We start from the raw sequence: 21604 nt of genomic DNA on the forward strand, positions 1-21604 counted from the left end.
CATCCTTGACAGGAAGAGGCAGACGGAGATGAATTCCGCATCCACTCGCGGCACCCGTGCACTGGCCGCCGCCGCAGGCTTCGCCGCGGTCGCGCTCGTGCTGACGGGCTGCGCCGCCGGCGGGAACGACTCGTCCGGCGGCAGCGCCGGAGGGGCCCTGACCATCGGCACCACCGACAAGATCACGACGCTCGACCCCGCGGGCTCCTACGACAACGGCTCGTTCGCCGTGATGAACCAGGTGTTCCCGTTCCTGATGAACACCCCCTACGGCAGCCCGGACGTCGAGCCCGACATCGCCGAGTCGGCGGAGTTCACCGCTCCCACGGAGTACACCGTGAAGCTGAAGGAGGGACTGAAGTGGGCCAACGGCCACGACCTCACCTCCTCCGACGTGAAGTTCTCCTTCGACCGCCAGGTCGGCATCGCGGCCGAGAACGGCCCCTCCTCGCTCCTGGCGAACCTCGACAGCGTCGCGGCTCCGGACGACACGACCGTGGTCTTCACGCTGAAGTCCGAGAACGACCAGACCTTCCCGCAGATCCTCTCGAGCCCCGCCGGCCCGATCGTGGACGAGGAGGTCTTCTCGGCCGACGAGCTGACCGCGGACGCCGACATCGTCTCGGGCGACGCCTTCGCCGGCCAGTACACGATCGCGAACTACGACGTGAACAACCTCATCCAGTACAAGGCGTACCCGGACTACCAGGGCGTTCTCGGCGAGGCGAAGACGGACACCGTCAACGTCAAGTACTACGCGGACTCGTCCAACCTCAAGCTGGACATCCAGGAGGGGAACATCGACGTCGCGTTCCGCAGCCTCTCGGCGACGGACATCGACGACCTCCGCGGCAACGACACGGTCAAGGTCGTGGACGGCCCCGGCGGCGAGATCCGCTACATCGTCTTCAACTTCGACACCCAGCCCTTCGGCGCGACCACCGGTGAGGCCGACAGCGCAAAGGCCCTCGCCGTGCGCCAGGCCGTCGCCGACCTGATCGACCGCGACGAGATCGCCGACCAGGTCTACAAGGGCACCTACACCCCCCTCTACTCCTACGTCCCCGCAGGCCTGACCGGCGCGGTCGAGCCGCTCAAGTCGCTCTACGGCGACGGCAACGGCGCGCCCGACGCCGACAAGGCGAAGGCGACCCTCGAGGCCGCCGGCGTCACCGCTCCGGTCACCCTGAACCTGCAGTACTCGAACGACCACTACGGTCCGTCCTCGGGCGACGAGTACGCGCTGATCAAGGACCAGCTGGAGTCGACCGGCCTCTTCACCGTGAACCTGCAGACCACGGAGTGGGTGCAGTACTCGAAGGACCGCTCGAGCGACGTCTACCCGGCCTACCAGCTCGGCTGGTTCCCCGACTACTCCGACGCCGACAACTACCTCTCGCCGTTCTTCATCAAGGAGAACTTCCTCGCGAACCACTTCGACGACGCCGAGGTGCAGAGCCTGATCGCACAGCAGGTCTCGACCACCGACGCCGACGCGCGCACCGCGCTGATCGAGCAGATCCAGGAGAAGGTCGCGGCGCAGCTCTCGACCGTCCCCTACCTGCAGGGCTCGCAGGTCGCGGTCGTCGGCAGCACCGTGAGCGGAGCCGAGGACACCCTCGACGCCTCGTTCAAGTTCCGCTACGCGGCACTCAGCAAGGGCTGATCCACCCCCTCGCGGCCGGCGCCTCCCCGACAGGAGGCGCCGGCCGTTCTCCACGAAAGGCATCACGTGACGACAGCCACGACGACAGCCACGACGGCTGCGGCGACGGCGCCCACCCGGCGACCGCGCGGCTCCGGGGGCGGACTCGGGCGCTACCTGCTCGTCCGCTTCCTGCTCATCATCCCCACCGTCTTCATCCTCGTGACGCTGGTGTTCCTCTTCATGCGCAGCACGGGCGACCCGATCACGGCGGCCCTCGGCGGCCGCCTGACCGCGGACCAGCTCGCCGAGCGCGTAGCCGCCGCCGGCTACGACCGGCCGCTGATCGTGCAGTACCTCGAGTACCTCGGCAAGCTGCTGACCGGCGACTTCGGCACCACCCTGAGCGACAACCGCCCCGTCACCGAGGTGCTCCTCACCTACGGCGCCGCGACGGTCGAGCTCGCCTTCTACGCCCTGATCGTGGCGTTCCTGGTCGGCATCCCGCTCGGGATGCTCGCCGCCTACCACCGCGACCGCACGCCCGACGCGGTGCTGCGCATCTTCGCGATCCTCTGCTACGCGACCCCGGTGTTCTTCGCGGGCCTGCTGCTGAAGCTGGTGTTCTCCGTCTGGCTGAAGTGGTTCCCCGTCGCCGGGCGCGCCTCGACGAGCACCGAGCTCTCGCTCCAGTTCCTCGAGAACAAGACCGGCATCTACCTGATCGACGCGATCCAGACCGGCGACCCGGCCGCGATCTCGGACGTGCTCTCGCACGCGGTGCTCCCCGCCGTCGCACTGGGACTGCTCACCGCGGGCATCTTCCTGCGCCTGGTGCGCACCAACGTGATCGGCACGCTCGGCACCGATTACGTGGACGCGGCGCGCTCGCGCGGCGTCAGCGAGTTCCGGCTCGTCCGCACCCACGCCTACCGGCCCGCGCTCATCCCGATCATCACCGTGATCGGCCTGCAGATCGCCCTGCTGCTCGGCGGCGCGGTCCTCACCGAGACCACCTTCGAGTGGAAGGGCCTCGGCTTCCAGCTCGCCGAGTACCTCCAGGCCCGCGACTTCGTGGCCGTGCAGGGCATCGTCGCCCTGCTCGCCGTCATCGTGGCGCTGACCAACTTCATCGTCGACGTCATCGCGGCGCTCATCGACCCGCGAGTGAGGTACTGAGCATGAGCACCACCTCCCCGGCGCGTCCGCGCCGCCGTCTCGTCGACCGTCTGCCGGTCGTCCACCAGCTCCGGCAGAGCGTCGGCCTCCAGCGGGGGATGCTCGTCACCGGCCTGATCATCACCGGCGCGTTCCTGCTGGTGGCCCTGTTCGCGCCCCTCATCGCGCCCTACGGATACTCGCAGCTGCGCTCGGGCGGCGAGTCGTTCGGCGCGCAGGAGCCGCCGAGCGCGGAGCATCTGCTCGGCACCACCGTGGGCGGCTACGACGTCCTCTCGCGAGTGATCTGGGGAGCGCAGACCGCGTTCCTCGTGATCGTCGTCGCCGTGGTCCTGTCCATCTTCCTCGGCGTCTTCCTCGGCCTCGTCTCCGGCTACCTCGGCGGCTGGCTCGACCGCGTGCTCGTCGTGATCTGCGACGCGATCTACGCGTTCCCGACCCTGCTGCTGGCGATCGTGATGTCGATCGTCATCTCCGGAGGGCAGTCGAACCTCTGGGCCGGCATCTTCGCCGCGGCGGTCTCGATCACCGTGGTCTACATCCCGCAGTACTTCCGCGTGATCCGGGCCGAGACAGTGCGGATCAAGGGCGACGCCTTCGTCGAGTCGGCGAAGGTCATCGGAGCGTCGACGCCGCGGATCATGTTCCGCCACGTCCTGCGGAACGCGACGCGCACGCTGCCGCTGATCTTCACGCTGAACTCCTCCGAGGCGATCCTGACCCTCGCGGGCCTGGGCTTCCTCGGCTTCGGCATCGAGCCGACGTCGGCCGCGGAGTGGGGCTACGACCTCAACAAGGCGCTGTCGGACGTCACGAGCGGCATCTGGTGGACCTCGGTCTTCCCGGGCCTGGCGATCGTGCTCGTGGTGCTGGGCATCACCCTCGTGGGCGAGAGCCTGAACGACCTCGCCGACCCGCGCCTGCGCGGTCGGCGCGCGGTGGCCGCCGGTGCCGGCGACGTCGCCGCGACGTCCGTCGTGCCGGGCGGCGTCCTCGCCGCCGACGGCTTGGAGACGCCGGGGCACGACCCCGTCGCCGGAGTGGAGGAGACGCGATGAGCGACCAGCGCATCGTCCGGGACGCCTCAGCGCGCCCGATCGTGGACATCACCGACCTCGAGGTCGCCTTCGCGAGCGACCGCGGCGCCGTCCGCGCCGTCGCCGGGGTGAGCCTGCGCGTCGAGCGCGGCGAGGTCCTGGCGATCGTCGGAGAGTCCGGCAGCGGCAAGACCGTGACCGCGAAGACCATCCTCGGCCTCCTGCCCGAGACGGCCACCGCCTCCGGAGTGGTCCTGCTCTCGAAGAAGGACGGCAGCGCGGCGACCGATGTCGTCTCCGTGCCGAAGGCCCGCCTCCGGGAGCTGCGCGGCACCGACGTCGCCATGGTCTTCCAGGAGCCGGGCACCGCCCTCAACCCGGTCTTCACGGTGGGCTGGCAGATCGCGGAGGGACTTCGCGCTCACGGCTCCGTCTCGAAGAAGGAGGCGCGCAAGCGCGCGATCGACGTCCTCCGCACCGTCGGCATCCCGGAGCCGGAGAAGCGGGTCGACTACTACCCGCACCAGTTCTCGGGCGGCCAGAAGCAGCGCGTCGTCATCGCGATGGCCCTCGTCCTGGATCCCGGCCTGATCGTCGCGGACGAGCCGACCACGGCTCTCGACGTGACCGTGCAGGCCGAGATCCTCGACCTGCTCCGCCGGTGCCGCGACGAGTTCGGCACCTCGATCGTGCTGATCACCCACAACATGGGCGTCGTCGCCGATCTGGCCGACCGCGTCGCCGTGATGTACCAGGGCGAGCTGGTCGAGGAGGCGACGGTCTCCGAGCTGTTCTCGGCGCCGAAGGCCGAGTACACGAGGAAGCTCCTCGCCGCCGTCCCGCACGTGGGCCAGGGCGTCGAGCGCGCCCGCGTCCGCGCCGTCGAGCGCGCCGAGGCCCCCGAGACCGAGACGCTCGTCGCCGGCGAGGGCCTGCGGATCCAGTACCCCGGCCGGCTCGGCCGTCCCGGCTTCGTCGCGGTCGACGGCGTCTCGCTGCGCATCCGCGCGGGCGAGGTGCTCGGCCTCGTCGGCGAGAGCGGCTCGGGCAAGACCACCATCGGTCGCGCCATCGCGGGCCTGACGCAGGTGACCGGCGGGTCGCTGAAGGTCCTCGGCAAGGAGATGCGCGGCATCCGCGAGCGCGCCTTCCGGCCGGTTCGCGGCGACATCGGCTTCGTGTTCCAGGACCCGGCGTCGAGCTTCAACCCGCTGCTCACCATCGCGGAGTGCGTCGCCGAGCCGCTGATCGTGCACGGACGGGCCGGCGACGCCGCCGGGGCGCGCTCGCGCGTCGACGAGCTCCTGGAGGCGGTGCAGCTGCCCCGCTCCTACGGCGACCGCTACCCGCACGAGCTCTCCGGCGGCCAGCGCCAGCGCGCCAGCCTCGCCCGGGCCCTCGCCCTCGAGCCGAAGCTGCTGATCGCCGACGAGCCCACCTCGGCGCTCGACGTGTCGGTGCAGGCCCGCGTGCTCGAGCTGTTCGCCGAGCTGCAGCGCGAGTTCGGCTTCGCCTCGCTGTTCATCAGCCACGACCTCGCCGTGGTCGACCTGCTCGCCGACCGCATCGCGGTGCTCTACCGCGGCGAGCTGGTCGAGGAGGGGACGGGGGCCGAGGTGCTCGCCGCGCCGAAGCACCCCTACACGCAGCGCCTGCTCGCCTCCCTGCCCGTGCCCGACCCGGTCGAGCAGGCCTCGAGGCGCGAGCTCCTGCGCAGCATCGTCGAGGCGGAGCGCCGGGCGTGAGCCGGACCGCCGAGGATCAGGCCCCCATCGTCGTCGACGACCTCAGCGTCGAGTACCCGCCGCGCGGCATCAGCCGCCGGTGGACAGCACTGCGGGGAGTGAGCCTCCGCGTGGAGCCGGGGGAGGTGCTCGGGATCCTCGGCGGCAGCGGCTCGGGCAAGTCCACGCTCGCGCGCGTGCTCGGCGGCGACGGCCTGGGGCACGACGGCGGCCGCACGCGCCCGGTGATCATCGGAGGGGACGCGACGGTCGCGGGGCACCGCCTCCGCTCGCTCCCCGCCCGCGAGCTCAAGCGCTTCACCGTCGACGTCGCGCATCTCGCGCAGGACGCCGGAGCGGCCCTCCGCCCCGAGCTGACCGTCTCGGAGCTGATCGCCGAGCCGATCTTCCTCCGCGACCGCCACTACGACCCGAAGGCCGCGGCGGTGCGGGTGGCGACGCTGCTCGACTCCGTGCACCTGCCGCTGTTCCTGCTCGACCGCTACCCCTACGAGCTCTCCAGCGGCCAGCGCCAGCGCGTGGCCGTGGCCCGCTCGCTCGTGCTCGGGCCGAAGGTGCTGATCGCCGACGAGCCGACCTCGGGCATCGACGCGACGGTGCGCGAGTCGATCGTCGACCTCCTCGCCGACCTGCGGCGCCGGGAGGGCTTCGCGGCCGTCGTGGTCAGCCACGACATCGACGTGCTGAGCCGGGCGACCGACCGGATCGCCGTGCTCGTCGGCGGCGAGGTCGTCGCGTACGGGCCGCTGCTGGAGGTGCTGATCGAGGCCCGGCACCCCTACGTGCGCGAGCTCGGAGCGGCCTTCGCCGAGTACGAGCGCTTCGACGCCTCCCGAGCGCAGCGCGTCGAGGCGGCCGACCAGTGACCGTCCCGCGCGTCGCGGTGCTCCCGCGGCCGAAGCCGGTGTTCGCCGAGGCGGTCGAGTCGGGCGGTGGAGTGGTCGTCGGACTCGACGGGAGTCCGGACGCGCTGCTCTGGCTGTCCTACGGCCGCACGGACGAGCTGGCCGCTGTGCTGGAGGAGCACCCGTCGATCCGCTGGGTGCAGCTGCCCTGGGCCGGCGTCGACGTCTTCGCGCCCGTGCTCGCCGCGTCCCGCGCGGACGTCGTCTGGACCAGCGCCAAGGGCGCCTACGCGGAGCCGGTGGCCGAGCACGCGCTCGCGCTGGTGCTCGCCCTCCTGCGCTCGCTGCCGGAGCGGGCGCGCGCCGCGTCGTGGGGGCCGAAGAAGGCGGTCACGCTGCACCGCGCCTCCGTGGTGATCGTCGGAGCAGGAGGGATCGCTCGCGAGCTCCTGCGGCTGCTCGCCGTCTTCGACTGCCGGGTGACGATCGTCCGCCGCGGAGACGAGCCGGTGGAGGGCGCGGCCCGCACCCTGCCGGCGTCGCGGCTCGCCGAGGCCGCGGCGGACGCCGACGTGCTGGTCCTTGCCGCCGCCGCCACCGCGGGCACGGAGCGGATGGTCGACGCGGGTCTGCTCGCGCGGCTCCCCGCCCACGCCGTGCTCGTCAACGTCGCCCGGGGGAGCCTCGTCGACACGGACGCGCTCGTCGCGGCCCTCGCCGAAGGCCGTCTCGCGGGCGCCGCGCTCGACGTGACGGACCCCGAGCCGCTGCCGGACGGGCATCCGCTCTGGAGCGAGCCCCGGTGCCTGATCACGCCCCACAGCGCGGACACCCCCGAGATCACCGCGCCGCTCCTGGCCGAGCGCGTGCGCGCCAACGTGGCCGCCTGTGCCGCCGGCGGGCCGTTCGTCGGCCGCGTCGACCCGGCCTCCGGCTACTGAGTGCGCGCCCGATTTTGCGTTCGCGGAGAGTTTGCTAAAGTAGTACCGCGCTGATCGCCTCCGGGTGGTCGGATGATCCTCGATAGCTCAATTGGCAGAGCAATCGGCTGTTAACCGGTAGGTTCTTGGTTCGAGTCCAAGTCGGGGAGCGAAGGGTCCGGGACTCCACTCTCGGGCCCTTTTTTCGCGCCCGCGAGCGGTCGCCCTCGAGGGCCCACCCGCTCGGACCGACGATCGGAGGGGCGATGCGCGAGGACGTGCTCGCTCTCCTGCGCCGCCGCCCCGACGTCGAGGCGCCGGATCTCGTCGCCGTCGACGCCAGTGACCGTCTGCTGCTCGACCTCGCCGCCGATCGCGGCCGCCTCGCCGTGATCGGGGACGCCTACGGGGCACTGAGCCTCGGCCTCGCCGCCGACGGCCGTGCCGTGCGCGTCGTGCAGGACTCGATCACCGCCGAGCGCGCTCTCGCGCAGAACCTCGAGACGGTGCGGGGGTCGGGCGTCGATCTCGCGCCGATCGAGATCGTCGACTCCGTCGCGGAGGCCGTCCGCGACGCCGACGCGGTGCTCCTGCGCCTGCCGCGCTCGCTCGACGCGCTGGCCGCCGTCGCGGCCGGGACCGCACTCGCGAACCCGGCGGCGACCCTGATCGGCGCCGGCCGCATCAAGCACATGACCCGCACGATGAACGACGTGCTCGCCGTGCGCTACGAGCGGATCGACGTCTCCCTCGCCCGGCAGAAGTCGCGCGCCTTGTTCGCGAGCGGCGCGCTCCCCGACCAGCCGCCCGCGCCAGGGCCCGAGCGGCGCCGTCTGGACGAGCTCGACCTCGAGGTCGTCGCACTGCCGGGAGCCTTCGCAGGTGCACGACTGGACCTCGGCACCCGCGCCCTCCTCGCCGCCCTCGATCTCGACTCCCTCCCCGCGGGCACCGCACTCGACCTCGGCTGCGGAACCGGCGTGCTCGCCGCCGTGGTGGCCCGGGCCCGCCCCGACCTCGCCGTGACCGCGACGGACACCTCGCGTGCCGCGGTCGAGTCCGCCCGGGCGACTGCGGCGGCCAATGGGCTGGCCGTCCGCGTCCTCCGCGACGACAACGCCTCGACTCTGGAGGCGTCCTCCGTCGACGTCGTGCTCTGCAATCCGCCGTTCCACTCCGACGGAGCCGTCACCGACCTCGTCGCCCGGCGCATGCTGCGCGCGGCCGGCCGCGTGCTGCGCCCCGGAGGCGTGCTGTGGACGGTCTTCAACTCCCACCTCGCGCATCCGGCCGAGCTGCGCCGCGCGGTCGGGCCGACCACGGTGGTGGCGCGCGACCGCCGCTTCACCGTCACCCGCTCCGTGCGCTCCGACGGCTGAGTACGGCTCCGCAACCCCCTCCGCGGCCTCAGGTCCGCTGTCCGCGGCGCGGGTACGATCTCTCTCCGGCGCTCCTGTGCCGAACCCGTCCCGTCCCCCCGGAGGCCGTCGTGCTCGAAGTCGTCCTCGTCCTCGCCCTGATCGCCCTGGTCGCGGTCGTCGTGCTGTGGCGCCGCGCCGTCGGCGCCGAGCGCCGTGCCGCCGAGAGCCGTGCGGAGGAGGCGGCGCGCGTCGTCCGCCTCGAGCTGGCGGTCGGCGAGCAGGAGGCGAGGCTCCGCATCGTCGGCGAGCTCGAGCAGCTCGCGGTCCGCAGCGCCGCGCACGTCGTCGAGGAGGCCGAGAGCGTCCGTCTCACGATCGACCGCGACCCCGCCGCAGCCGCGCGGTCGGCGCAGCGTGCCGTGCGGGCGGCCGAGGCCTCGCTGGCGCAGCTGCGCCGCATCGCGACCGTCGCCTCCGTCGATCCGGGGGAGCTGCCGCGCACCGGCGGCTCCGTCCCCCTGATCGAGGGCGCCCGCGAGCGAGGCCTGAGCGTCCGCGAGGAGTCGTTCGGCGAGCCGTTCCCGCTGCAAAACGGCGCCGAGGTGGCCGTGCTCCGGGTGCTCGAGTACGCCTTCGACTCGGCGCTGGAGACCGGCGGCGCGGGGACCGAGGTCCGCATCAGCTCCCGATGGACGACCACCGGCCTCCGGGTGGAGGTCGACGACGACCGCGAGCAGCACGGCGCTGCGGAGCAGGACGCCAGCGCTCTCGAGGCGGATCTGCGCTCGCTCACCGAGCGCATCGACAGCCCCGCGCTCGCCGAGCTGCGCGAGCGGGCCGCCCTCTTCGGCGGTGACGTGACCGAGAAGCGGACGCCCGGCGTCGGCCGGAGCGTCACCGCCTCGTTCCCCGCGATCCGCCACCACAACGGCGTGCACGGGGTCGACCTGGCCTGAGTCAGTCCTCGAGGTGCTCCACGCCGGGCAGCCACGAGACGCCGGGGCCGCCCCAGCCGCGCTTCCGGGTGATCTTCGCGACCGGCTTGTGGTAGTCGTGCTCGAGGCGGTCGATGTAGAGCACGCCGTCGAGGTGGTCGAACTCGTGCTGGAACACGCGGGCGAACCAGCCGTCCGCGACGATCTCGAACGGCTCCTGCTCGAGGTCGACCGCGCGGAGGATCGCGCGCTCGGAGCGGCGGAGCGGGAAGCGCTCGCCGGGGAAGGAGAGGCACCCCTCCGACTCCGTGTCCTCGTCCGCCTCGCCGAGCGGGGTCGGCGTGACGAACAGCTCGGGGTTGATCGCGACGCCGCGGCGGGGGGTGCCGTCGTCGTCGGCGTAGTCGTAGACGAACAGGCGCAGCGGGACGCCGACCTGCGGGCCGGCGAGGCCGACTCCGGGGGCGGTGTCCATCGTCTCGAACATGTCGGCGACGAGGGTGCGCAGCGCATCGTCGAACTCGGTGACGGGGGCGGCGGGGGAGTGCAGGACGGGGTCGCCGGCGATGCGGATGGGGAGGACGGCCATGGTGGACAGGGTACCGCGGGGCCGCCGACCGGGTCCGCGAGGATCATCCGCTGGGCTCAGCCCCTCACCCGTGCGTCGGAGGACTCCCGGAGGCGTTCTGGGTAGGGTCGACCCATGCCCGCCGATCTCGCCGAACTCCTCAACGACCCGGCGAAGTTCATCGGCATCCCGATCGCTCTCGTGGGCGCGGTGTTCCTCTCCCTCGGCGCGCAGTTCCAGCACCGGGGAGTGGCGAAGGTGGAGCGGTTCTCGAAGCGCTCCGGCTCCTCCGGGCTCAGCGGCGGCCAGCTGGTCGCGCTGCTCTCGCGCCCCTCGTGGGTGATCGGCACCCTGCTCCTGGGTCTCGCGATCGTCTTCCAGCTGACGAGCCTCGGCTTCTCCCCGCTCATCGTGGTGCAGCCGCTCGGAGCGGTGGCGCTCGTGATCACCGCGGTCGTCAACGCGCGGGTCAGCCGGGTGCGCCTGAACGCGGCGTCGATCCGGGCGATCGTGCTCTGCGTCGGAGGCGTCGGCACGTTCGTCCTCGTAGCGGCGTTCAACGCGGTCGACAAGTCCATCCAGACGCCCGAGCTCATCACGATCCTCGTGATCCTCGCCGTGGTGCTCACGGTCTTCGTCGTCGCCTTCCGCGTCTTCCGCCGCGGAGCGAAGGCGATCTTCTACATCGTGGGCGCCGGAGTGGTCTACGGCTTCGTCGCGACTCTCGCGAAGGTCGTGCTCAACCGCATCAAGTACGGCGAGTTCGACCCGCTTACGGTGGTCTGCATCGTGGCGCTCCTGGCCGCGACCGCGCTCGGCGGGTACTTCGTTCAGAACGCCTACTCCTCCGGCCCGCCGGACCTCGTCGTGGCGGGCCTCACCGTCATCGACCCGCTGGTCGCCGTCGCGATCGGCATCGTCGTGCTCGGAGAGGCGCAGTACGCGGCCCCGTGGGCGATCCCGCTCTTCATCGCGGCCGGTGCCGTCGCCATCTACGGCGTCTTCCTCCTCGCCAAGCACCACCCGCAGGCGCGCTGACGGCGCGGGATCCCGAGTGGTGAGGACTCCTCTGCCTACAATGGGTCCGCGCCGAGAGCCACGAAACCGACCGACCTCCGCCGATCGCTCCCTTCTCTCCCCGAGCGGCACGACACCGATAGGACCTCCCGTGTCAGATCCCCGCGACGCGTCCCGACCGGGATCGCCCGACTCCCGACCGCTGACGGTCGTGATCGGCTGCGACACCTTCGCTCCCGACGTGAACGGAGCCGCGAAGTTCGCCGAGCGCCTCGCCGCCGGTCTCGCGCAGCGCGGCCACGAGGTCCACGTCGTCGCCCCCTCGGCCGACGGCTGGAGCGGCACCCGGGTCGAGACGCACGAGGGCCAGCGGATCATCGTGCACCGGCTCTACAGCTGGCGCTGGTACCCGCACGACTGGCTGCGCTTCGCGATGCCGTGGCGCATCCGGCAGAACAGCGCGCGCATCCTCGACGAGGTGAAGCCCGACGTCGTGCACTTCCAGTCGCACATCATCGTCGGCCGCGGCCTCGGGATCGAGGCGGCCAAGCGCGGCATCCGCATCGTCGGCACGAACCACTTCATGCCCGAGAACATGCTCGAGTTCACCCTCCTGCCGAAGGCCGTGCAGGCCAAGGCCGTGGCGATGGCGTGGCGGGCCGCGCGCCGCACCTTCGGCCGGGCGGAGGCGGTCACCACGCCGACCCGCAAGGCCGCGCAGTTCCTCGAGAAGTACACGGGCCTCCGGGGCGTCCACGCCATCTCCTGCGGCATCGACGCCGACAACTACACGCCCGACTTCACGGCGCGCGCCGGCGACTCGATCCTCTTCGTCGGCCGCGTGACCGGCGAGAAGCACATCGACGTCCTGCTCCGCGCCGTCGCCCTGCTCGATCCGGCGCTCGACGCGAAGCTCGAGATCGTCGGCGGCGGCGACCAGATGCGCAACCTCCAGCAGCTCGCCGCGACCCTCGGCATCGCCGACCGCGTGCGCTTCACCGGCTACGTCTCGGACGCCGAGCTCAAGGAGGCGTACACGCGCGCCACCGTGTTCGCCATGCCGTCCATCGCCGAGCTGCAGAGCATCGCGACGATGGAGGCGATGGCCTCGGCCCTCCCCGTCGTCGCCGCCGACGCGATGGCCCTCCCGCACCTCGTCCACGACGGCGAGAACGGCTACCTCTTCGCGCCGGGCAGCGCCGAGGCCCTCGCCGACCGCCTCACCGCCGTGCTCACGGCCGACCAGGAGGACCTCGAGGCGATGAAGCGCGCCTCCCTCCAAATCGTCGCCGCGCACGACATCAACCGCACGATCAGCACCTTCGAGAGCCTGTATCGTGGGGAGCCGGTGGCCGATCCGGCCTCCGACGCAGCGTCCGCACCCGCCGCCACCTGACGGCCGCTCGGACGGCCGCCGCGGGGCGTTAGCTCAGCCGGTCAGAGCAGCGGACTCATAATCCGTCGGTCACGGGTTCAAGTCCCGTACGCCCTACTGCCAGGAGGGATCGGGGGCCATTGAGTCCCCGCACGGTGCCGCTTGCCATCGTTTTCTCATCGGAATCATCCGGCAAGCCGAGCATGGCGCTTGAGGCGATCATCACCGGCCTCGCGGGCGGCACGATGTGGCTCGACGTCCGCGCGGAGTCGACCGCGACCTCGACCGTGGGCACCTACCGGCTCGCGCTTACGACCGCGAACATCGTGCAGCTGACGAAGCGACCCTCCGGTGCCGCATCTCAGACGCTCGGGGCGGTGGCCGCCCTTCCGGGCGGGGGAACGTGGGCGGGCACGCATCGAGTCCGTGTCGAGGTGTCCGACGTCCCCAGCGGAGTCCTGCTGAAGGCGTACGTCGATGGGACCGAGGTCGCGAGCTACACCGACACGGCCAGCCCGATCACGACCGGCAACGTCGGCCGCATCACGACCACGATGAACGTGACCGGATACCAGATCGACGCCGCAGCCTGGTATGCCGCAGCCTGACGCGACAACGCCTCCACCCTCTGCCTCGGCGGCAGGGTGGGGGCGTTCGGTCGTTCGCGCGAGCCGCCGGAACACGCAGGGTTCGCCACGCCGAAGCTTGGACCGATACAATTCCGCCATGGCTGTACACGGGTTGAAGTACACGGACGAAGTCGTCCGTCTGTCCGATCTCTTTACCGTTCAGTCGGTGATCGATAAGTTGCAATTTAAAGACTGCTTGCTGGTAGGCCCAGCGGTGATCACGTTTTTGGGGCAGTCCGTACTTCGGGGTTGTACGTTCATCGGGCCGGGCGAAGACATAATCATTGAGATTCCCGGTGCTCGTCAAGTCCTTGGTGTTCTTGGCTTCTCTAACTCCGAATTTATCGACTGTCGCTTTGAAAACATTGGCGTTCTTGGCGATAAATTATTCACCTCGGAGTTTCGAAGGGGCGTGCTCGGCCTTTGACCCTGTTACTTGACCGAACCGTAAGTGAAAAGCCAAAACTAAATGCGGATTACAGCTTCGAAACTAGTGCCAATAGCTTAACCCGATTCGAACAGAAGTATAACGAAGCGGTACCCGTACTTTCAGCAGGACCCGGCCGGCGACGGGACTGGGATGGAATTGATGCGAGGTTTGCACTGCTCGCCAGACTCCGGAATGGCTGGGATGGTCCGGCAAGCAAGGCGCCCTCTAGGCGTGCGATTAGTGTCCTATTTGCCGCGACAGAGCGTGCTTTCGAGTTCCGCGACCGCATCGGACCTACTGCTCACGCGGATGGCTACCTCTCATCCGAGTGGGAGGACCTCGGGCATTGGTTCACGGTCGAGGTGCATCCGGACCGTATCGTCTACGTGATCGAAAGTGACGATAACGAGCGAACTTGGACGAGTCCATTGTCGGTGCGAAAGCTGGCCGATTTCCTTCGAGGTGCCATCACATGACGGATTCTAAGGTCGTGGCAATCGAAGACGCGGATGAAGTTCTGAACCGGCAGGTCCACGAGGCTAACCTCGATCCAATCTCAAGGAGGGTGCGAAGCGTGGCATTCACCCCTCGCTGGAAACAGGATGAGCCCGAAGGCGACATGAGTCATCTTCGCGGCGCGGTTTCACCTCAGGAGGCGTATCAACGCTTTACAGCGCTCGGCGGCGAATCGCGGGGGACGTGGGGTATTTCGGTTGGCGAAGCTGTAGCGCTTGAGTTAGAAGTAGCCGACGACTCGGCGAGGGATGACCGCCCTGAAGACCATGCCTTCATCAGAATCGAAGATGGTCGGGAGGGCAAGCGTCGATTGGCACGTGCCCTTGCCGCTCACGCGACAAATCGTGGATGTCTGTACAGTGAGCCACTCGAAAAGTCCTGAGACGACATTGCTGCCGACGGCTCAATGAAGCATCGGTCGCTACATGAGATGGCAACTGGTAGAAACGCGCCACCGTCCAACGTCCGTGGGACGACGCAACGTCTGTGCTCGGCATCTTTGCCCGCCGCGAGGACGCCGATGCCGCCGTCGCAGCGGAGCGAGAGTGCGGCCCTACCCCGGATCGCTTCGATAAAACTTGGGCGGGCAGGACGAGGATCGGCTGATCGGTTGCTGCGCTACGATCCCGAGCTTAAAGTCTCGAGACGAGCGCCGCGCCGAGTTCGAGCGTCGCGAGGCCGACCGCAAGGCCCGTTACGAGCAGGCGAAGACCGCCCGCGCCGAGAAGTGGGCCGCACGAGTGAAGCGCCCAGCGCCCGCCGCCCCCGCCACCTCCGCAGCGCCGGTCGCTGAGCCAACACCATTCGTTACGTCGACGCCGACGCTCCCCGCCAAGGGCGAGCGGCTCTCCGATGAGCAGATCACGGAGCTGCGTCGACGCGGCGCCGTGCTCCGGGCAGCGTCCGATGGCATCGCTGGCGTCTTCAACCAGCCGACGGTCCGTGAGTCGCGCGAAGCGCTGCACGGGCTGAAGCTCGTTGCCGCCGGGCTCCGCCTTCGCGCGATCGAGCAGCCGCAGCCAGAGTGAGTGTCGGCGGCGACCTCTACGGTCGTCGGCATGGCCCACCACTGGACTCCGATGAGCATGGTGCGCGCCGCCGTGCGCTCGGGGGAGTGGTGGGTCGGGGACAAGCGCAAGCACCTCGGCTGGATTCGCCTGGTGCATTATCAAGGCCGCCCGACATTCGTGTGTGTCACCCGCTCAGAGTGGGTGGTCGGATGCGGCGACTCGCTCGCCGACGCCGCGCGTGCATTCCACACCTGGTCTAACCGCCCTCGATGAGCCCTCGGCCCCCGCCCTCCTCGGAGTGGAAGGGGCCTTCCGTCGTTTACCCATCGGAATGCAGGGGAGTCAGAGCGAATTACGCAGGCCAGGCGGGATCAGCTGCCGAGAGGGAAGACCAGATCAGAGGAAGTATTGGGAGGCCGCGGGAACGGCAGTGAGAATCTGTCCTACAATCCGTCGGTCACGGGTTCAAGTCCCGTACGCCCTACTCCGCTCCACCCGCGGTGGTTCCTCCTCTCCAGCGCCGGGTCGGGAATCCACCTGATGCCGGTCTCGTCGGGGCGGGCGGTCCGGCCCCGTCAGGCCGACTGGCCGTGCCTCAAGACGGCGCCGACGCGGTCGTCGCCGGCACGCCGACCGCGGACGAGTCGGAGGCGACGTCGCGGACGACGACGGCGCCGGCTCCGATCCGCACACGGTCGCCGACGGTCACGTCCCCGACGATCGTCGCGCGGGCGCCGATGTAGACGTCGTCGCCGATGACGGGCGTCCGACCCTTCGACTCGCCGATGGTGACGCCGTGGTAGATGAACGCGTTCCTCCCGATGACCGTGCGCGGGTGCAGGATCACGCCGCGGCCCCAGTGGGGGAGCCGCAGGCCGGGCCCGACCTGAGCGGCCGGCGGCAGCTCGGCTCCGACGATCATGCGGGTCCAGACGAGATCGACCAGGCGGTAGACGAGGTGGAGGGGGAGCCGGGTCCTCCGAGAGCTCGAGTACTGCCCGAGTCGGAGGACGAGGACGGTGAGCCGGTCGGAGGCGTGGCCCTTGGCGGCCAGGTCCGCGCGGACGACGGCTCGGAGTTCGGCGAGATCCATGCTCCCAGTCCGAGTGGGCGCCTCGCGGGTGGGTCCGGGCCGTCGGAGATCGTCCGGGGCGTGGCGAGCATCCGCGAGCGGACGACACGGTGGCGCGATGCGCTAGCACGTCCCGACGCGCCGCGCCCGTACTGGCCGCTCCCCGCTCGACGTGATTGCCTGATCCCGTGCCTGATCTTCCGATGTTCCCGCTCGGCTCCGTGCTCCTGCCGCACATGCCGCTCCCGCTCCGGCTGTTCGAGCCGCGGTACCTGCGGATGCTCGGCGACGTCCTCGAGGACGAGACCCTCGCGTTCGGCGTCGTGCTCATCGAGCGCGGCCAGGAGGTGGGCGGCGGCGACCAGCGGTTCGCGGTCGGCGCCCGCGCGCGCATCCTGAACATCGACGGGGCGGAGTCGTTCGTCACGCTCGACTCCGTGGGCGAGGAGCGCTTCGAGGTCGTCCGCTGGTACGAGGACGACCCGTACCCGCGCGCCGAGGTCCGCCTGCTGCCCGATCTGGAGTGGGACGAGAAGCACGCCCCCGCGCTGGCTGCGGCGGAGTCGGCGGTCCGCACGGCACTGGCGGTCGCGAGCGAGTTCGTCGAGCAGCGCTACGGCGCGGTCGTCGAGCTCGCCGAGGATCCGGCCGCGCACGCCTGGCAGCTCGCCGGCGTCGCACCGGTCACCGAGCTCGACCGCCTCGCGTTCCTCCGCAGCTCCACCATGGAGGAGCTGCTGGAGTCGGTCCGGGAGCGCTCCGCCGAGGCGACCGAGTCGTTCCGCGCCGGCTGGGCCTGAGCCCCGTCCCGGCGTCCCACGACGAGCCCGTCAGTCCTCGAGGCTGACGCCGCGCTCCTCCGCCAGCTTGACCAGGTCGTCGACGACCACGAGCGCCATCCGGACCGAGCGGTCGCGGCGGTACTCCTCGTCGTCCGGGTCGATCCGCGAGGTGCGGTCGAGGGTCTCCTCGATCGACTGCGCGAGCTCGCGCCACGCGTCCTGACGGGCGTCGTCGACGAGCGTCGCGAGGTACTCCTCGTCCTGCGCCCGCCTGTGGAGGGAGTCGGCGACCAGGAGCGAGAGCCGCTCGCGGTGGTCGAGGTTGTCGACGTCGGCCGAGCGGTAGTCGTGCACGTGGTCGGAGCGGCCGCCCACCGAGGTCACGTCGGCGGCGATGCCGCGCAGGCGCTCGGCGGCTGCCTCGGACTCGCGCGCCAGCTTCTCGAGCTCCTCCGCGGCGACGACGGAGTAGCGGCCCGAGTCGAAGGGGACGTCAGCACCGAGGCCGTCCATCAGCACACGGTTCTTCACGGCCATGCGACTCGCGTACTGCGCGAGCATCAGGCCCTCCTCGGCGGCCTCCTCGACGGAGGCGGGCTCGCGCGACGGGTTCTCATCGGGGTCGTACGGCTCCATCTTGAACCTGCGTCGACGCCGGAACCACACGTGCGTCACCTACATCCCGGAGCAGGTGCCCCGCCCGCCGGAGCACCTCTTCGAGAGTACCCGGCGGGCGGGCGCCGTGGTCGGCGGCTCAGGCCTCGCGCCAGTCGTCCTGCCGGAGGTGGGAGCCGGCCTGCGGCCCCATCTGCAGCATCCCGCCGTCCACGACGTACGAGGATCCGGTGATGTAGGAGGCGGCGGGAGAGGCCAGGAAGGCGACCACCGCCGCGATCTCGCGGGCGTCGCCGGGGCGGCCGAGGGGGATGCCGGGGCGGTCGATCGTGACGGGGTCCACATCCTCGGCGTCGTTCATCGGCGTCGCGATCTCCCCGGGGGCGACAGCGTTGACGGTGATGCCGAGGGAGCCGAGCTCGAGTGCGGCGACCTTCAGCAGGCCGCCCAGCCCGTGCTTGGCAGCGGTGTAGGCGACGGAGCCGACCCGCGGCTGGTGCTCGTGGACACTGGTGACCGCGATGATCCTGCCGCCCGTGCCCTGGGCCGCCATGCGCCGCGCGGCGCGCTGGAGGCAGACGAACGCTCCGTCGAGGTTCAGGGCGACGGTCGAGCGCCAGCTGTCGAGGCTCTGCTCGAGGAAGGGCTCGCCCCCGCCTCCGCCCGCATTGCTGACGGCGACGTCGAGCCCGCCCAGTCGATCCGCGAGGTCGTCGATCACGTCGCCCGCGCCCTCCAGATCCGTCGTGTCGAGGCGCGCGATCTCGGCGCGCCGGCCGAGGGAGCGCACCTCCTCCGCCGTGCCCTGCGCGCCCTCCTCGTCGCTGTGCCAGGTGATGCCGACGTCCATGCCCGCCTCGGCCAGTGCCACCGCGGTCGCCCGGCCGATGCCGGAGTCCGAGGCGGTCACCAGTGCACGGGTGGGCCGGAAGTCTCGAGGTCCTTGAGTCATGTCGTCTCCTGTCTCGATCGGGCCGCCGATCCGGCGGACACGGGCCGATCCCATCAGCGGATCCGGCGCGCTCGGGAGCCGGTTGACAGGTCCGGGCTCGCGCGAGACGCGTGGCGGTGTCCCCGCTGAGCGGCCCGATCGCGTTGACTGGGCGGATGGATCACCGGCGCATCTCGGTCGTCGTCCCCGTGAAGGACGACGCCCGCCACCTCGAGCAGCTGCTCGAGCTCCTCCGCGAGCAGACGCTCGCTCCGTTCGAGATCGTCGTCGTCGACGACGGGAGCACCGACGACAGCGCCGCCGTCGCGCGAGCGGCGGGCGCGCGGGTGGTGCGGCACGACGGAGCCGGGATCCCGGCGAGCACGGCGCACGGGTTCGACGAGGCGCACGGCGACGTCCTCGCACGGCTCGACGCCGACTCCCGCCCGGGACCCGACTGGCTGGCGCGCCTGGCCGGCCACTTCGCCGATCCCGAGGTCGGAGCGGTGACCGGTCCCGGACGCTTCGACGAGCTCGGCCCGATCGCCCGGGTGATCGCGCGGGTCGCCTACATGGACGCCTACTTCGTGCTGATGGGGTCGGCGCTGGCCAACTGGCCGCTCTTCGGCTCCAACTGCGCCGTCCGCCGGTCGGCGTGGGAGGAGATCGCGGAGGAGATGCACCGGCACGACGCCTACGTGCACGACGACGTCGAGATCAGCGTGCACCTGGGACTCCGGCACCGGATCGTGCTCGACCGCCACCTCGAGGTCGGCATCTCGGCCCGCCCCTTCGGCGCCTTCGCCGACATGCTCCGCCGGTTCGACCGCGCTCTGCACACGCTGGCGCGGCACCCCGGCATGGGATCGTCCCTGCAGCGCTGGACGCACCGGGTGCGCCGCACCCGCCGCGACCGCCTGCGAGCGACGGCCGCGGCGCGCCGCTCCGGCTGACGACGAGAACCGACGGCGCCGCCTGACGGCTAGGGCTGGGCCGCGTCCGGCCGGGCCGCGTCGGGCTCGGCCTCCGCCGCCCGATCCTCTCCGGGCGCGGGGCGCCCCTCCTTCGGCATCGCCCAGACCGCGGCGAGCATGCCCACGGCGAGGACCGTGAGCGCGATGCAGACGAAGCGGGTGCCCTCGGCGAGGTCCGCCGGTGCGGGGACGCCGCCGCCCGCCTTCGCGTTCACGATCGCGCCGAACACGGCCACGGCGACGGCGCTGCCGATGTTGCGGGCGAAGAAGTTGGTCGAGGAGACCACTCCGCGCTCGTTCCAGTCGACGCTCGACTGCGCCCGGATCAGCGTCGGAGTCGCCACGAGCCCCATGCCGGCGCCGATCAGCACGCAGAAGCCGGCGATCTCCCACAGCGTCGAGGAGGCGCCGAGCAGGACGGTCAGCGCCGTGCCGATCACGACGAGCCCCGCTCCGAGGAAGCCCGTGTTGCGGAAGCCGATGCGCAGGTAGAGCCGGCCCGACAGGCTCGCCGCGACCGGCCAGCCGAGCGTCATCGCCGCGACGGCGAAGCCCGCGCCGAGGGCGGAGCTGCCGAGCACGCCCTGCGCGAAGGTCGGGAAGTACGAGGTGACGCCGAGCGTGATCGCGCCGACGGTCACCGAGACCAGGCTGGTCGAGATCAGCACGCGCCGCGTGAGGACCCAGAGGGGGAGCACCGGGGCGGCAGCTCGCCGCTCGATCGCGACGAAGCCGGCGAACGCGAGGGCCGAGACGACGAACACGCCGACTCCGGCGGGGGAGAGCCACGGCCAGGCGCTGCCGCCCTCGAGCAGCCCGAGGATGAGCAGCGCGGTGCCCACGGCGAGCACGGAGGCGCCCGCCACGTCGATCCGCTGCTTCTCGCCCCGCGTGGTCTCGCGGAAGCTGCGGATCAGGAGGAACGCCGCCAGAAGGCACAGGGGGATGTTGACGAGGAAGATGCCGCGCCAGGCGCCCAGGTCCGAGAGCACGCCGCCGAGGGTCGGCCCGACGACAGAGGAGATGCCCCAGACGCTCGCGAGGTAGCCCTGGGTCTTCGCACGCTCGGCGACCGTGTAGATGTCGCCGGCGATGGTGATGCCCATCGGCTGGATCGCTCCGGCCCCCAGGCCCTGCAGGGCTCGGAACGCGATCAGCGCGGGCATGCTCCAGGCGAGGCCGCACAGGAGCGAGCCGACCAGGAACAGGGCGATGCCGATCAGCATGATGGGCTTGCGCCCGATCACGTCGGCGAGCTTGCCGTAGAGGGGGACCGAGACGGCCTGGGCCAGCAGGTAGATCGAGAACAGCCAGGGGAACTGCTCGAAGCCCCCCAGGTCGGCGACGATGGACGGCACGGCCGTCGAGAGGATAGTGGCGTCGAGGGCGACCAGAGCGGTCGAGATCATCAGGGACAGCAGGATCGGGCCGCGCTCCGAGCGCAGTCCGACACTCGCGCGGGTGGGGGCGTCGGTCACTCTGCCCAGGCTATTCCATAGCCGGGGGATGGAAGCGGGGCGGAGAGGATCCGCTCCGGGGCTCGGTAGACTGGCGGCATGGAACTCGTTCTCTGGCTCGTCGTGTCCGCCATCGCCGGTGTCGGCCTCGTCTCCGGAGTCGCGGCTCTCATCGCCATGACGCGGGCGCCCTGGTCGGCCGACAAGTAGCCGCCCGGCCGGCCTCGCGCCGGCACTACTCGTAGATCCGCACCACGCTCCACTGCGGCTCCGTCGACGCGACCACGTCGAGCACGAACGCTCCGCCGGTCGCGAGGTCCGTCGCCTGGAAGCGCCAGCCGCCGATGCTCACCGGTGTGCGCCCGAACGTCGGCGGGAACCCCTCGAGGGGCGCCCACCACTCGCTCGTGCAGGTCCACACCGTCGGCCGGTCGGTCACCCGGTAGCTCCCGCCCCGCCACTCGAGCGCGATCGGCACTCCCTCGCCGTCGGTCGAGACCAGCGCCGTCTCGTCGATCACCGCCATCGTCGTGCTCCCGTTCACTCGCCGGACCCGGTTGG

The 21604-nt window shown here is 70.9% G+C and carries 23 protein-coding genes and 2 tRNA genes; 19 read left to right on the forward strand and 6 right to left on the reverse strand.

Going from position 1 to position 21604, the window contains the following annotated elements; genetic code table 11:
- The first annotated feature begins 28 nt into the window (after positions 1 to 28).
- The 9 genes from C5C54_RS12765 (at position 29) to C5C54_RS12805 (ending at position 9688) form a co-directional block, all read left to right on the forward strand.
- Entirely contained in the window at positions 29 to 1666 is a 1638-nt protein-coding gene (locus C5C54_RS12765) for an ABC transporter substrate-binding protein (protein ID WP_104223443.1), read from the forward strand.
- A 66-nt stretch (positions 1667 to 1732) separates the two neighbouring features.
- Positions 1733 to 2824 (forward strand): ABC transporter permease, encoded by a 1092-nt coding sequence (locus C5C54_RS12770; protein WP_104288484.1) that lies wholly within the window; start codon positions 1733 to 1735, stop codon positions 2822 to 2824.
- Positions 2825 to 2826: 2 nt separating this feature from the next.
- Positions 2827 to 3882: an ABC transporter permease gene (locus tag C5C54_RS12775; RefSeq protein ID WP_104226685.1), complete on the forward strand. Its 1056-nt coding sequence runs from the start codon at positions 2827 to 2829 to the stop codon at positions 3880 to 3882.
- Positions 3879 to 5606 (forward strand): ABC transporter ATP-binding protein, encoded by a 1728-nt coding sequence (locus C5C54_RS12780; protein ID WP_104288485.1) that lies wholly within the window; start codon positions 3879 to 3881, stop codon positions 5604 to 5606. The genes C5C54_RS12775 and C5C54_RS12780 overlap by 4 nt, the downstream gene beginning before the upstream one ends.
- Positions 5603 to 6472 carry an ATP-binding cassette domain-containing protein gene (locus C5C54_RS12785; RefSeq protein ID WP_258060485.1) on the forward strand — a complete coding sequence of 290 codons (870 nt, stop codon included), beginning with the start codon at positions 5603 to 5605 and terminating at the stop codon, positions 6470 to 6472. Before C5C54_RS12780 ends, C5C54_RS12785 begins: the two co-directional genes overlap by 4 nt.
- On the forward strand, positions 6469 to 7392 hold the full coding sequence (locus C5C54_RS12790; RefSeq protein WP_258063324.1) for an NAD(P)-dependent oxidoreductase: 924 nt from the start codon (positions 6469 to 6471) through the stop codon (positions 7390 to 7392). Before C5C54_RS12785 ends, C5C54_RS12790 begins: the two co-directional genes overlap by 4 nt.
- A gap of 76 nt (positions 7393 to 7468) precedes the next feature.
- Positions 7469 to 7541: transfer RNA gene (locus C5C54_RS12795), tRNA-Asn, on the forward strand.
- Between the two features lie 96 nt (positions 7542 to 7637).
- The gene (locus C5C54_RS12800) at positions 7638 to 8750 is read left to right on the forward strand and encodes a class I SAM-dependent methyltransferase (RefSeq protein ID WP_104288486.1); all 1113 of its coding nucleotides are present in this window, start codon (positions 7638 to 7640) and stop codon (positions 8748 to 8750) included.
- 110 nt (positions 8751 to 8860) lie between these two features.
- Complete coding sequence (locus tag C5C54_RS12805; RefSeq protein ID WP_104288487.1) at positions 8861 to 9688, forward strand: hypothetical protein; 828 nt, start codon at positions 8861 to 8863, stop codon at positions 9686 to 9688.
- Between the two features lies 1 nt (position 9689).
- Here the strand turns inward: C5C54_RS12805 and def are convergent, their stop codons facing one another.
- On the reverse strand, positions 9690 to 10256 hold the full coding sequence (gene def / locus C5C54_RS12810; RefSeq protein WP_104223450.1) for a peptide deformylase: 567 nt from the start codon (positions 10254 to 10256) through the stop codon (positions 9690 to 9692).
- 114 nt (positions 10257 to 10370) lie between these two features.
- Between def and C5C54_RS12815 the strand changes: the two genes are divergently transcribed.
- The 8 genes from C5C54_RS12815 (at position 10371) to C5C54_RS17645 (ending at position 15485) form a co-directional block, all read left to right on the forward strand.
- Positions 10371 to 11273: a DMT family transporter gene (locus tag C5C54_RS12815; protein ID WP_104234188.1), complete on the forward strand. Its 903-nt coding sequence runs from the start codon at positions 10371 to 10373 to the stop codon at positions 11271 to 11273.
- Between the two features lie 130 nt (positions 11274 to 11403).
- Entirely contained in the window at positions 11404 to 12648 is a 1245-nt protein-coding gene (locus tag C5C54_RS12820) for a glycosyltransferase (RefSeq protein ID WP_258059440.1), read from the forward strand.
- A 22-nt stretch (positions 12649 to 12670) separates the two neighbouring features.
- Positions 12671 to 12744: transfer RNA gene (locus tag C5C54_RS12825), tRNA-Ile, on the forward strand.
- A gap of 86 nt (positions 12745 to 12830) precedes the next feature.
- Positions 12831 to 13235 carry a hypothetical protein gene (locus tag C5C54_RS12830; RefSeq protein ID WP_104288488.1) on the forward strand — a complete coding sequence of 135 codons (405 nt, stop codon included), beginning with the start codon at positions 12831 to 12833 and terminating at the stop codon, positions 13233 to 13235.
- Positions 13236 to 13353: 118 nt separating this feature from the next.
- Positions 13354 to 13683 (forward strand): hypothetical protein, encoded by a 330-nt coding sequence (locus C5C54_RS17635; protein ID WP_146078833.1) that lies wholly within the window; start codon positions 13354 to 13356, stop codon positions 13681 to 13683.
- Positions 13684 to 14176: 493 nt separating this feature from the next.
- A complete protein-coding gene (locus C5C54_RS17640; RefSeq protein ID WP_146078834.1) occupies positions 14177 to 14584 on the forward strand; it encodes a hypothetical protein in 408 nt (135 codons plus the stop codon).
- A 196-nt stretch (positions 14585 to 14780) separates the two neighbouring features.
- Entirely contained in the window at positions 14781 to 15230 is a 450-nt protein-coding gene (locus C5C54_RS12835) for a hypothetical protein (protein ID WP_104288489.1), read from the forward strand.
- A gap of 30 nt (positions 15231 to 15260) precedes the next feature.
- Positions 15261 to 15485 (forward strand): hypothetical protein, encoded by a 225-nt coding sequence (locus tag C5C54_RS17645; RefSeq protein WP_146078835.1) that lies wholly within the window; start codon positions 15261 to 15263, stop codon positions 15483 to 15485.
- 322 nt (positions 15486 to 15807) lie between these two features.
- Here C5C54_RS17645 and C5C54_RS12840 read toward each other — a convergent pair whose 3' ends face one another.
- Positions 15808 to 16305 carry a serine acetyltransferase gene (locus tag C5C54_RS12840; RefSeq protein ID WP_104288490.1) on the reverse strand — a complete coding sequence of 166 codons (498 nt, stop codon included), beginning with the start codon at positions 16303 to 16305 and terminating at the stop codon, positions 15808 to 15810.
- Between the two features lie 167 nt (positions 16306 to 16472).
- On the opposite strand from C5C54_RS12840, the gene C5C54_RS12845 reads away from it, so the two are divergent.
- Positions 16473 to 17084, forward strand: a complete 612-nt coding sequence (locus C5C54_RS12845) for an LON peptidase substrate-binding domain-containing protein (protein ID WP_244229436.1) — start codon at positions 16473 to 16475, stop codon at positions 17082 to 17084.
- Positions 17085 to 17114: 30 nt separating this feature from the next.
- Here C5C54_RS12845 and C5C54_RS12850 read toward each other — a convergent pair whose 3' ends face one another.
- On the reverse strand, positions 17115 to 17702 hold the full coding sequence (locus tag C5C54_RS12850) for a hypothetical protein (protein ID WP_104223455.1): 588 nt from the start codon (positions 17700 to 17702) through the stop codon (positions 17115 to 17117).
- Between the two features lie 118 nt (positions 17703 to 17820).
- Positions 17821 to 18633 carry an SDR family oxidoreductase gene (locus tag C5C54_RS12855; protein ID WP_104226704.1) on the reverse strand — a complete coding sequence of 271 codons (813 nt, stop codon included), beginning with the start codon at positions 18631 to 18633 and terminating at the stop codon, positions 17821 to 17823.
- Positions 18634 to 18788: 155 nt separating this feature from the next.
- On the opposite strand from C5C54_RS12855, the gene C5C54_RS12860 reads away from it, so the two are divergent.
- On the forward strand, positions 18789 to 19565 hold the full coding sequence (locus tag C5C54_RS12860; RefSeq protein WP_104288491.1) for a glycosyltransferase family 2 protein: 777 nt from the start codon (positions 18789 to 18791) through the stop codon (positions 19563 to 19565).
- A gap of 29 nt (positions 19566 to 19594) precedes the next feature.
- Here C5C54_RS12860 and C5C54_RS12865 read toward each other — a convergent pair whose 3' ends face one another.
- On the reverse strand, positions 19595 to 20995 hold the full coding sequence (locus C5C54_RS12865) for an MDR family MFS transporter (protein ID WP_104226703.1): 1401 nt from the start codon (positions 20993 to 20995) through the stop codon (positions 19595 to 19597).
- A gap of 283 nt (positions 20996 to 21278) precedes the next feature.
- The gene (locus tag C5C54_RS12870) at positions 21279 to 21587 is read right to left on the reverse strand and encodes a hypothetical protein (protein WP_104226677.1); all 309 of its coding nucleotides are present in this window, start codon (positions 21585 to 21587) and stop codon (positions 21279 to 21281) included.
- Between the last annotated feature and the right edge of the window lie 17 nt (positions 21588 to 21604).

The organism is Rathayibacter sp. AY1F2, assembly GCF_002930885.1.
GTDB lineage: Bacteria > Actinomycetota > Actinomycetes > Actinomycetales > Microbacteriaceae > Rathayibacter.